The organism is Devosia sp. (genome assembly GCF_025809055.1).
Classification (GTDB): Bacteria; Pseudomonadota; Alphaproteobacteria; order Rhizobiales; family Devosiaceae; genus Devosia.
This window is the reverse complement of the sequence record NZ_CP075529.1, coordinates 2,888,155-2,900,220: the sequence shown is the minus strand read 5'-3', so window position 1 is coordinate 2,900,220 and position 12,066 is coordinate 2,888,155. Positions and strand designations below refer to the sequence as shown.

Genomic DNA, 12,066 nt, shown 5'->3' with positions numbered 1-12,066 from the left:
CCCCTCAGGAATCCCTCACCTCCCCCTTGATGGGGCTTTGAAGCGGCCGAAGGCAAGATCGCTCCAGTGGAGCGATCTTAGCGAAAAAGGCCATGAGAGTTGCGCTCGAATGGCAAATAGCGCAGCTTGGCCGAAAGGCCTAGCGAAGCTAGGTGGGGGTGTTTCTGACCCAAGTTCAGCAAGAGCGCCGGTCAGTTCCACCGTCACATCTTTCAAAGAAAAAGACCGGCCGATGAAACATCGGCCGGCCCTTTTTCATGTCTCTGACTCCAGTCTCAGTCGTCTTCGACAAAGACTTCCTGGCGTTTCTTGCGGATCGCCGGCAAGACGGCGATCAGCACCGCGGCCAGGGCCAGCACCAGCAGCGTCGCCGAGATGGGGCGGGTGACAAAGATCATCGGATCGCCGCGCGAGATGATCATGGCGCGCCGCAAATGCTCTTCGAGCAGCGGTCCGAGGACGAAGCCGAGCAGCAATGGCGCCGGCTCGCAGCCGAAGCGGATCAGCAGGTAGCCGACAATGCCGAAGAAGGCGATGGCATAGACATCGTAGATGTTCTGGTTGATCGAGAAGGTGCCGATACAGGCGAACAGCACGATGGCCGGGAACAGCACCCGATAGGGAATGGACAGCATCTTCACCCATAGCCCGATCAGCGGCAGGTTGAGGATGACCAGCAGCAGATTGCCGATCCACATCGAGGCGATGATGCCCCAGAACAGCGCCGGCTGTTCGTTGATGACATTGGGGCCGGGCGTGATGCCCTGCAGGATGAAGGCGCCGATCATCAGGGCCATCACCGGGTGAGCGGGAATGCCCAGCGTCATCAGCGGGATGAACGAGGTCTGCGCGGCCGCATTATTGGCCGATTCCGGCCCCGCGACGCCCTCGATGGCACCCTTGCCGAACTCGCCCGGATTTTTCGACAGGCGCTTTTCCGCCGAGTATGACGCGAAAGCCGACAGGATATGCCCGCCACCCGGCAGGATGCCGAGAATGGAGCCAATGCCGGTGCCGCGCAGGACCGGCGCAACGATGCGGCGCAAATCGTCTTTGGTCAGCCAGAGGTTCTTGACCTCCTTGACCCCGACTTCGCGCTCTTTCTCATTCTCGAGATTGCGCAGGATTTCGGCCACGCCGAACACACCCACGGCCACCGCCACGAAATTGAGCCCGCCGAACAATTCTCGCAGCCCGAAGGTAAAGCGGGGCGTGCCGGTATAGATGTCCTGGCCCACCATGCCGAGCAAGAGACCGAGCACGATCATGGCCAGGGCCTTGAGGATGGAGCCATGCGCCAGGGCGATGGAGACGAGCAGGCCGAGCACGATCAGCGAGAAATATTCGGGCGCGCCGAAATTCAGCGCTGCCCGCGCCAGCGGCGGGGCGAAGGCGGCGAGGAGGAATGTCGCCACCGAACCGGCAAAGAAGGAGCCGAGCGCCGCCGCCGCGAGCGCCGGGCCCGCACGGCCCTTGCGGGCCATCTGATAACCATCGATCGCCGTCACCGCCGCCGAGGATTCGCCGGGCAGGTTGATGAGGATCGCGGTGGTCGAGCCGCCATACTGGGCACCGTAATAGATGCCCGCCAGCATGATCAGCGCCGTCTCGGCATTGAGCGAGAAGGTGATCGGCAGCAGCATGGCGATGGTGGCGGTGGGCCCGATGCCGGGCAGGACGCCGACCAGGGTGCCAAGCAGCACACCGACGAAACAATATAGGACGTTGAACGGATCGAGAGCGACCGAAAAGCCCAGCGACAGGGAAGAGAACAGATCCATTTCGCCGCTCCTAGAAACGCAGCCAGGGACCGACCGGGGGGACCAGAAGGCCCAGGCCGACCACGAAAACCAGATAGCAGAGCAGGCACAGTCCAATCGAGATGACCAGGGCCTGCAACACGTTGTTTCGGCTCGATGACATCGCCGTGGCAAAGCCCGAAATCAGCACGACCGGGACAAAGCCCAGGCCACGGATGGTCGCGGCAAAGAAGATGACCGTGCCCAGGACCAGGACCAGTCCCCGCCAGGGCCAGGGGGGCGCGGCTTCCTCGTCCGGCTTGCCGAACCCCTTGGCGGCCACGGCGATGCCGAGGGCGATCAGGACGGCGCCGAGCACGATGGGCATGAAGCCGGGCCCCATGCGGAACGGCGTTCCAAAGTCGTAGCGGCTGGCTTCCAGAGCAAAATAGCCGCCGAAAGCGACAAACATTGCTCCCGCTGCCAGGTCATTTCGCGACGCGTTGAGTGCCAATTTCTCCCCCAGTTCTGATTATTGCCGCCAGGAGGCGGAAAGGGCGCCGCACGGATGCGGCGCCCCCGATTGGCTTACTGGGCCGAGACGCCGGCGGCAGCGATCACTTCAGCCCAGAGGCCAATCTGGCCTTCGAGCTTCTGCGCCAGGGCGGCAGGCGTGGCCTGGTCAGCCGGCACCGGATAGGTGCCCAGCTCGGCAAAGCTGTTGCCCACCATTTCATCGGCCAGGGCCTTCTGCAGCGACTGGCTCAGCCGGTCGATGATGGCCTGGTCGGTACCGGCCGGCGCATAGAGGCCGTGCCAGATGGCGAGGTTGAAGTTTTCGAGACCGCCTTCGGCGAGGGTCGGCAGATCGGGCAGAACGGCGATGCGCTCGGGCGTGGTCACGGCATAGGCCTTGATCTCGCCAGCCAGGATCTGGTTGGTCGTATTGGTGGTCTGGTCGCACATCATGTCGATCTGGCCGCCGAGCAGGTCGGTCAGCGCCGGGCCCGTACCCTGATAGGGCACTTCGGTCATCTTGGTGCCCAGGGCATCCATGACCAGGAGGCCGCAGAGCTGGCTGGCGGCGCCGATGCCGGCATTGGCATAGGTGACGTTTTCGCCGTTTTCCTTGATGAAGGCGATGAGGTCTTCGAGCGTTGCCGGCTCGAAATCCTTGCGGGCCACCAGGGTCATCGGCACTTCGGTGACGAGGCCGATAGGAGCGAAGTCGGTCATCGGGTCATAGGGCAGGCTCGCATAGAGCGCCGGCGCCGTGGACATGCCGATGTGGTGCAGCAGCAGCGTGTAGCCGTCATTGGCGGCCGCGGCCACCTGGCCGGCGCCCAGCGTACCGCCGGCACCGCCGACATTCTGCACCACGACCTGCTGGCCGAGGTCTTCGCTCATGGCCGCAGCGACCAGGCGCGTCACGGTATCGGTGGGACCACCGGCCGAGAAGGGCACAACGATGGTCACCGGCTGGGTCGGGTAGTCCTGCGCCGAGACGGCGACCATGCCCAGGGCCGAGGTGGCCACAAGACCGGCAACGAGCGTCTTGAAAATGGTCTTCATGTTCTGGTTTTCCTCCCATTTTACATGCCCCCGAATTCTGGTTCGGGGTTACCCCGGGTCTCCAGGGTTGCCGCACACCTTGCAAGGCGCGTGCCAAAGCCAAAATGCAAGGCAGATATGCAATTGCCGCGCGTCGTGTTAGACAATGTGGCAAGATTTTGCCGCGAACTTGCGAATGTGTCGGCAAAATCTTGCCAACTGGGAGATCCGATGGCGGGTTTTGGCTCCACGATCCTGCGCCTATTCGGCCGTCGGCACCTCCTGGCCGCCGGGGCGGGTCTGGCCATCGTGACGCTGGTCTTCTGGATCGCCTTCGAGTTGACGCTCAACGCCACCGTGCGCGAGGCCGAAATACAGGCGCAGCGGCGGCTGGCCCTTTTTGATCGCACCATCGAGGCCATCATCGAGCGCTTCCACTATCTGCCGGTGGCCATTTCCCAGGCCCCCGAAACCCGGGCGGCGCTCGACCGGCCGGACGACCGGGCCACCATCGAAGCCGCCAATGGCTTCCTCAGCAAGCTCAACGAAACCGCCGGAGCCAACGAAATCTTCCTCATGGAGGACAATGGCAGCGTGGTCGCGGCCAGCAATTGGTGGACGCTGACCAGCCTTGTGGGCACCAATTATTCGTTCCGCCCCTATTTCGCCGATGCCATGGCCCGCGGCCGCGCCGAATATTATGCCTTCGGCATGAGCACAAGCGTGCCCGGCCTGTTCCTGTCGCAGCGGGTCGACGGGCCCGATGGTCCGCTGGGCGTCGCCGTGACCAAGATCAATCTGGGCGAGATCGAAGCCACCTGGTGGCGATCGGGCGAATTGATCGCCATCGTCGATGTCAATGACGTGGTGATCCTCTCCACCCGCCCGGACTGGCGCTACCGGCCCCTGCAGACCATCTTGCGCACGCGCCTCGAGAGCATTTCCAGCCAGCAGCGCTATGGCGACAATGGCGTCGAAAATTCCGGCATCATCACCGATCGCTGGTTTTCGCGCGGCGCCGAGTTTGCGCTGTTGTCCGGCAGCGATCCCGAAACCGAAGGCTGTTTCGTGCTCGAGGAACTGCGCCTGCCCAAGCATGGCTGGATGCTGCTGTCCTTCTCCCCCCTCGCCCCGCTCTATGGCAGCGCCCTGACCCTGGCGAGCGCCGCGGCCCTTGCCTGCGCGGCCCTGCTTTTGATCGTGGTGCTGTTCGAGCAGCGGCGGCGGCTGGTGGCGCAGCGCCTGGCCGATCACGATCGCCTTGAATTGCGGGTGGCCGAGCGCACCGAGGATCTCCACACCATGAACGAGCAGTTGCGCGGCGAGATCGCCGAGCGCATCCGCGCCGAAACGGCGGAGCGCGAGGCCCAGGCGCATCTGGCCCAGGCCGCCCGGCTCGCCAGCCTGGGCCAGGCCCTGGCCGGGGTCGCCCATGAGGTCAGCCAGCCCGTCGCCGCGCTCACCACGCACCTGGCCAGCGCCCGCATCCTCGCCGCGCAGGACAAGGATGCCCGCATCAGCCCGGTGCTCGACACCATGGGCAAGGTGGTGGACCGGCTCTCCGCCCTCACCAGCCATCTCAAGACTTTCGCCCGCAAGCAGAGTGCGGCGCCCATGACCACCGAGATCGGCGCCGCCATCGCCAATGCGCTTGACCTGGCCGATCACAACCTGCGGCAGCGCGGTGTCGATGTCGAATATCGCCGCCACCGCACCATCTGGGTCAGCGGCAATCCGGTGCATATCGAGCAGGTGCTGATCAACCTCTTCACAAATGCGGCCGATGCCATGGCGGATAAGCCGCTGCGTGTATTGTCCATCGGGGTCAAGGCCAGCGGCGACACCGCCGTCGTCACCGTCAGCGACACCGGCACCGGCATTGCCCCCGAGGCATTGCCCAGCATTTTCGACCCCTTCTATTCCACCAAGGGACCGGGCGAAGGGCTGGGGCTCGGCCTGTCGATTTCCTATGGCCTGGTGCGGGACATGGGCGGACAGATCAGCGCCATGAGCCCGCCCGGACACGGCGCCACCTTCACCCTCACCCTGCCCCTTGCCCAGACCGAACCGGCCAGGACCGAAAATGTCATTGCCTGAAGCCAAAGTCCTCGTCGTCGATGATGAGGAGATGATCCGTACCGCGCTCGAACAATGGCTGCGCCTGTCCGGCTTTGCCGTCGAGGTGGCCGCAGATGCCACCACCGCGCTCGACCGCATCGACGACATCCATCCTCATGTGATCCTCTCGGATGTGCGCATGCCGGGTCTCTCCGGCCTCGACCTGTTGCGGCAGGTGCGCGAAAGCGGCATGGAGGTGGAGATCATTCTGATCACCGGCCATGGCGACGTGCCCATGGCGGTCGAAGCCATGCGCCAGGGCGCCTTCGATTTCCTGCAAAAACCCTATGTGCCGGACGAGCTGGTCGCCACCCTACGGCGGGCCATGGAGCAGGTATCCCTCAAGCGCGAAATCGCCGAGCTCAGGCGGCGGCTCGATGGCGGGGAGGCCCAGCTGGCCGCCCGCATCGTCGGCAATTCCCCCGCCATCGGGCATCTGCGCCAGACTGTGCGCGAGCTTGCCCATATTCCCACCGATGTCATCATCCTGGGTGAAACCGGCACCGGCAAGGAAGTGGTGGCGCGCTGCCTGCACGATTTTTCGCCGCGCGCCGAAAAACCCTTCGTCGCCGTCAATTGCGCCGCCATCCCCTCGGAACTCATCGAGAGCGAATTGTTCGGGCACGAGGCCGGAGCCTTTACCGGGGCTGGCGCACAACGCATCGGCAAGTTCGAATTTGCCCATGGGGGAACGCTCTTTCTCGACGAGATCGAATCCATGCCGCTCCTGGCCCAGGCCAAGGTGCTGCGCGTCATTCAGGAACGGGTAGTGGAGCGCGTCGGCTCCAACCGGCAGATCCCGCTCGATCTGCGCATCATCGCTGCTTCCAAGGTGGACCTTGCCGCCGAAAGCGAAGCCGGCCGGTTCCGGGCCGATCTCTATTACCGGCTGAATCTGGCCACCATTGACCTGCCGCCGCTGCGCCAGCGCGGCGACGATTGCGTGCTGCTGTTCCATCATTTCCTGGGCGAGGCGGCACGACGTTTCAATCGCACGCCACCGCAACTGCACCCAGCCGATATCCAGGCGCTGCTGCGGCATCGCTGGCCCGGCAATGTGCGCGAACTCAAGGCCACGGCTGAACGCTTTGCCATCGGGCTGACCAGCAATGGGCGCTCGCTCGAAACCATGCTGGGGGCTGCCGAAGCCGAGGGTATCGCCCCCTCGGGAAGCCTCGCCGACCAGATGGCGGCGTTCGAGCGCCACCTGATCGAGGCGGAACTGTCGCGCCACGACAATTCCATCGCCGCCACCGCCGAAGCCCTGCAATTGCCCCGCCGCACCCTCAGCGAAAAAATGACCCGCCTCGGCGTCCGGCGCTAGGGCAGCCACCAATGCTATCGCAGCGCCACAATGTCATCGCGGCGCAGGCCGAGCCATCGCAGCTGACCAAATTGTTCTTGCCATGAAGCCCCAGTCGACACCCTCCCCCTCGAGGGGAGGGATCAAGGGAGGGGGCGAGAGCCCGTAAATCGCGGCTCTCACCACCCCCTCCCGGCCTCCCCCTTCAAGGGGGAGGTGCAGTCTGGTGCATAGGAAAACTCATGCCCAAGCCCATCGCCCGCCACAATGTCATCCCGGAGCAGGCCGAGCAATCGCAGCTGACCATATTGTTCTTGCCATGAAGCCTCAGTCGACACCCTCCCCCTTGAGGGGAGGGATCAAGGGAGGGGGCGAGAGCCCGCAAATCGGGGGCTCTCGTCACCCCCTCCCGGCCTCCCCCTTCAAAGGGGGAGGTGTGTTCTGGTGCATAGGACAACCCATGCCAACGAGAGGTGAAGCAACCTTGTCCTACAAAGGCAAAACCCGCGAGAATTTGACCGCGCCGAGCGAAAAACTGCTCTCGATCGAGGCCACCCCTTCAAGCTGGGTCAGCCGCTCGCGCAGGAAATGCTCATAGGTTTCGAGATCGGCGCAGACCACGCGCAGCAGGAAGTCGAACTGCCCGGTCATGAGGTAGCATTCCATCACTTCCGGCCAGCGGCTGATGGCGGCGCCAAAGCCGTCGAGATTGGCCGCCCGCTGGCGCTCCAGCTTGATGGAGATGAAGACCGACACCGGCAGGCCGACGGCCTTCTGGTCGATATTGGCGCTGTAGCCGGAAATGAAGCCATCCGCCTCAAGCTGGCGCACGCGCCGGAGGCAGGGCGAGGCGGACAGGCCCACCTTGTCGGCCAGCGCCTGGATGGTCATGCGGCCATCATCCTGCAGCGCCCGCAGAATGCGCCGATCCATAGGGCTGAGCACCGCGCTGGTTGATTCTGCCATTTTTTGATCCCAAACTGTGCGTTTCCTGCGATAGCTGCGCTATCCGGGACAAAAATAGACGGAAAACACCGCGCGGCAAGCGGCAATGTCTGACATATCGAAGGGGAGAGCGATATGGCGGCTGCGACCACCGGACGGATTGAGGCGATCGAGGCCCTGACCAGGAAGTCCCTGTGGCTGGCCAGCTGGATGGTGCATCACGCCAATCACATCCGCCCCAATGTCGACGGCGTAAAAGTGGGCGGCCACCAGGCCAGCTCAGCCTCCATGGCGACCCTGTTGTCCACGCTCTATTTCGGCGTGCTGCGCCCCGAGGATCGCGTCGCGGTCAAGCCTCATGCCTCCCCGGTCTTTCATGCCATTCAATATCTCATGGGCCGGCAGAGCCAGCAGAAGCTCATCGATTTCCGCGCCTTTGGCGGCGCCCAGTCCTATCCTTCACGCACCAAGGATACCGACGATGTCGATTTCTCCACCGGCTCGGTGGGGCTTGGTGTCGCCTTTTCCGCCTTTGCCTCGCTGATCCAGGATTATGTGCGCGCCAAGGATTGGGCCCGCAGCGACATCGCCGAGGGCCGCATGATCGCGCTGGCCGGTGACGCCGAACTGGACGAAGGCAATATCTATGAATGCCTGCTCGAAGGCTGGAAGCACGGGCTGCGCAATTGCTGGTGGATCATCGACTACAACCGGCAGAGCCTTGATGGCGTGGTGCGCGAGGGCCTCTATGACCGCATCGAAGCGGTTTTCCGCTCGTTCGGCTGGACTGTGGTCACGCTCAAATATGGCGCCCTGCAGCGGGCGGCCTTTGCCGAGCCGGGCGGTGAGAAACTCAAGGCCTTTATCGACGCCTGTCCCAATGACGTCTATTCGGCGCTGATGTTCCGCGGCGGCGCTGCCTGGCGCGAGCGCCTCAGCGACGAGATCGGCGACCAGGGCGCGGTGTCCGCCCTCCTGGCGCGCCGATCCGACGACGAACTTGCGGCGCTGATGGGCAATCTCGGCGGCCATTGCGTCGAAAGCCTGCTCGAACAGTTCGAGGCCGCAGGCAGCGACGACCCCACCGTTTTCATCGCCTATACGGTCAAGGGCTGGGGCACGCCCCTGGCCGGGCACAAGGACAACCATGCCGGGCAGATGACCTCGGCGCAGATCGAGCAACTGCGGCAGGCCCACGGGGTGCGCCAGGGCCACGAGTGGGAGCGCTTCGAGGGCCTCGAAAAGGCCGGGGCGCTCGAGCGCTTTTTGGACGCCGTGCCGTTCAACACAAGGTCATCGCGCCGCCTGACCTCGCCCGCCGTGCCGACCATCGGGCCGCAATTCATCGGCGAGGGCGCCACCTCGACCCAGGCCGCATTCGGCAAGATCCTCGACGCCATCGCCAGGACCGACAGCGAGTTGGCGAAGCGGATCGTCACCACGTCGCCCGATGTCACCGTCTCGACAAATCTCGGCGCCTGGGTCAACCGGCGCAACCTGTTCGCGCCGGCCGAAAAAGCTGACACCTTCCAGAAGGAAGCCATTCCCTCGACGCAGAAATGGCGCTTCACCCCGGATGGCCAGCACATGGAGCTGGGCATTGCCGAGATGAACCTGTTCCTGATGCTGGGCGCTGCCGGGCTGAGCCATTCGCTGTTCGGGGAACGGCTGTTGCCCATCGGCACGCTCTACGATCCCTTCATCGCCCGCGGTCTCGATGCCCTCAACTATGCCTGCTACCAGGATGCCCGCTTCCTGCTCGTGGCGACGCCATCGGGCGTGTCGCTGGCCGGAGAGGGCGGCGCGCACCAATCGATCGCCTCGCCACTGATCGGCATGGCCCAGGACGGGCTCGCCAGTTTCGAGCCGGCCTTCGCCGACGAACTCTCGATCATCATGGATTGGGCCTTCGACTACATGCAGCGAAGTGGCGATGCCCGGCCGGATCTCGCCGATTGGCCGCGCGATGTCACCGGCGGGTCAGTTTATCTGCGCTTATCCACCCGCAACATCGATCAGGTGCCGCGAAAGGTGAACAATGTGCTAACCAATGGCATCATTGGTGGTGCCTATTGGCTCAAGCCGCCAACGCCCGAATGCGACACCATCATCGCCTATCAGGGGGTCCTCGCCAGCGAGGCAATCGAGGCGGCAGCCCGGCTCGGCGGCGACCGCCGCAATATCGCAATCCTCGCCATCACCTCGGCAGACCGGCTCAATGCGGGCTGGCAGGCCACCCAGCGCAGCCGCCTGCATGGCGACCAACCGATCCCCAGCCATATCGAAACCCTGCTCCGGCAGGCCCCTGCCAGCGCCGGTATCGTGACGGCCATCGACGCGCATCCGGCGACGCTGAGCTGGCTCGGTTCGGTGCTGGGCCATCGCACCGTCGCCCTTGGTGTCGAACATTTCGGCCAGACCGGCACCGTCCACGACCTTTACCGCCATTTTGGCATCGACGCGGCATCGATCGTCCGCGCCGCGAAATCACTCAACAATTCAAACCTTTAGGGAAGGAGAGACGCGCCGGCAGCACCCGGCTCAGCAATGGCCGGTCGAGATTTCAGGCCCCACGCCTTGTCTCCACGGCCATTATTTGTCAGACATATGTCATCTGGCAGATCAGAGGGAACGATCTGCCGACCCGCCGCGCTCCGGCACGGGGGCAAGAAGAAGCGGACAGGCAACAGCCAGGTCCGGAAATCCAGGGAACGTCCACCTGCTCTGCACAAGGAGGGAGCACATGCATATCCTACCGAAAATCGTCGGTGCGCTGGCCGTCGCCACAGCACTGACGCTGCCGGCGAGCGCCCAGTCCACTATTCTGGCGCCGGGCCAATCCACCACCGGCACCTATATGGACTACATGAAGACGGTCTATGACCGCGCCACCTTTGCCGAACTCCTGCAGGTGCCGATTGCCACCTTCGACAAGGAATTCGAGCTGACGCCGATGGCAGCCGAGAGCTGGAGCCAGTCCGAAGACGGCCTGACCTGGACCTTCAAACTGCGTCCCGGGCTCGTCTGGTCCGATGGCGAACCCCTGACGGCCGAGGACTATGTCTTCGCCCTGCAGCGCGCCGCCACGTCGGGCTATGACTTCGCCTGGTATTGGGATTTTGCCGGCGGCATCAAGGGCTGGAAGGAAGTCACCGAAGGCACCGCCGACGTTTCCACTCTCGGCCTCAAGGCCGTCGATGATCTGACGATCGAGGTCACCACGGTCGCGCCAAAACCCTATCTGCCTTCGGTCACCAGCCTCTGGTACCCGGTGCCCAAGCACAAGGTGGATGAACTGGGCGACGACTGGGCGGTCAATGTCGACAGCATCGTGTCCTCGGGCCCGTTCTCGATCGAGAGTTGGGAAAAGTCCAACAACTCGGTCGTGTTCACCAAATCCGAAACCTATACCGGCCCCTGGCAGGCCCAGATCGACCGGCTTGAAGTCGACCCCAGCCTGGGCGCGCCGGAAGTCGGGCTGCCCGCTTATCTGGCCGGCGACGCCGACTATTCTTTCCTCAATACCGGACAGGTACCGGTAGCCATGGCTGCCGATCCCGACGGCATTCGCAAGAATGCGGTCTTTGCGACCTCCTACCTGTCGTACGACCTCGAATCCGAGCCCTTCAACGACGTCAATGTGCGCCGGGCCTTCTACTATGCCATAGACCGTGAAGAACTGACCTCGACCGTCCTCAAGGACATTGCCATCCCGGCGGGCTCGATCCTGCCGCCCGGCTATCCCGGATACAATCCCGACGTCGTGGCCCAGGCCACTTTCGATCCGGAAAAGGCCAAGCAGTTCCTGGCCGATGCCGGTTTCCCCAACGGCGAAGGTTTCCCGGAAATCGAAATCTGGATCCGCGACGAAGGCGGCTATAACGGCGCTATCGTTCCGGCAATGGCGCAATATCTGCAGGCCGAGTTCAAGGATGTGCTCGGCGTCACCGTCAATATCCGCCAGCTGCCGGGTGCGGACTGGATGGACGGCTTGCGCAACAAGACCAACAACATCTTCATCGCGCCCTACGAGTACGACTATCTCGATCCGTCGAATTTTTACGGCATCTTCTACAATGGCGGCCGCCACGGCTATTTCGTACCCGAATATGACGCCCTGGTTGCCGAAGCCGACTCCGAGAGCGATTGGGACACCCGCTACAATCTCTATGCCGAGGCTGAGCAGGTGATGATCGACCAGGGTCTGATCGTGCCGCTGGTCCACCCGATCACCACGGCGGTTATTTCGGACAACCTCGGCGGCGATGCCGCCAAGCCAAACTCGCTCGGCTTTACGCCGCTCGACCGGCTTGGCCACTACTTCTTTACGCACCTGACCAAGCAGTAATCTGCCAACCAAGCGCTTCCCGGATCGTCCGGGGAGCGCCCTCCCCTCGACTGCAAGGCCCG

8 protein-coding genes are annotated in these 12,066 nt (G+C 63.7%); 4 read left to right on the top strand and 4 right to left on the bottom strand.

The window, feature by feature from the left end:
• Nucleotides 1–275 precede the first annotated feature (275 nt).
• The 3 genes from KIT02_RS14215 to KIT02_RS14205 all read right to left on the bottom strand — a co-directional run bounded on the left by KIT02_RS14215 (nt 276) and on the right by KIT02_RS14205 (nt 3,254).
• A complete protein-coding gene (locus tag KIT02_RS14215; RefSeq protein WP_297578877.1) occupies nt 276–1,781 on the bottom strand; it encodes a tripartite tricarboxylate transporter permease in 1,506 nt (501 codons plus the stop codon).
• A 10-nt stretch (nt 1,782–1,791) separates the two neighbouring features.
• Nucleotides 1,792–2,211 (bottom strand): tripartite tricarboxylate transporter TctB family protein, encoded by a 420-nt coding sequence (locus KIT02_RS14210; protein WP_297578873.1) that lies wholly within the window; start codon nt 2,209–2,211, stop codon nt 1,792–1,794.
• A 116-nt stretch (nt 2,212–2,327) separates the two neighbouring features.
• The gene (locus tag KIT02_RS14205) at nt 2,328–3,254 is read right to left on the bottom strand and encodes a tripartite tricarboxylate transporter substrate-binding protein (protein ID WP_297585325.1); all 927 of its coding nucleotides are present in this window, start codon (nt 3,252–3,254) and stop codon (nt 2,328–2,330) included.
• Nucleotides 3,255–3,521: 267 nt separating this feature from the next.
• On the opposite strand from KIT02_RS14205, the gene KIT02_RS14200 reads away from it, so the two are divergent.
• Nucleotides 3,522–5,387: an ATP-binding protein gene (locus KIT02_RS14200; protein WP_297578870.1), complete on the top strand. Its 1,866-nt coding sequence runs from the start codon at nt 3,522–3,524 to the stop codon at nt 5,385–5,387.
• Nucleotides 5,374–6,732: a sigma-54 dependent transcriptional regulator gene (locus tag KIT02_RS14195; RefSeq protein ID WP_297578859.1), complete on the top strand. Its 1,359-nt coding sequence runs from the start codon at nt 5,374–5,376 to the stop codon at nt 6,730–6,732. Before KIT02_RS14200 ends, KIT02_RS14195 begins: the two co-directional genes overlap by 14 nt.
• A gap of 468 nt (nt 6,733–7,200) precedes the next feature.
• Here the strand turns inward: KIT02_RS14195 and KIT02_RS14190 are convergent, their stop codons facing one another.
• Complete coding sequence (locus KIT02_RS14190; RefSeq protein ID WP_297578856.1) at nt 7,201–7,677, bottom strand: Lrp/AsnC family transcriptional regulator; 477 nt, start codon at nt 7,675–7,677, stop codon at nt 7,201–7,203.
• 114 nt (nt 7,678–7,791) lie between these two features.
• Between KIT02_RS14190 and KIT02_RS14185 the strand changes: the two genes are divergently transcribed.
• Nucleotides 7,792–10,167 carry a transketolase gene (locus KIT02_RS14185; RefSeq protein WP_297578853.1) on the top strand — a complete coding sequence of 792 codons (2,376 nt, stop codon included), beginning with the start codon at nt 7,792–7,794 and terminating at the stop codon, nt 10,165–10,167.
• A 232-nt stretch (nt 10,168–10,399) separates the two neighbouring features.
• Nucleotides 10,400–12,004: a peptide ABC transporter substrate-binding protein gene (locus KIT02_RS14180; protein WP_297578850.1), complete on the top strand. Its 1,605-nt coding sequence runs from the start codon at nt 10,400–10,402 to the stop codon at nt 12,002–12,004.
• The last annotated feature ends 62 nt before the right edge of the window (nt 12,005–12,066 follow it).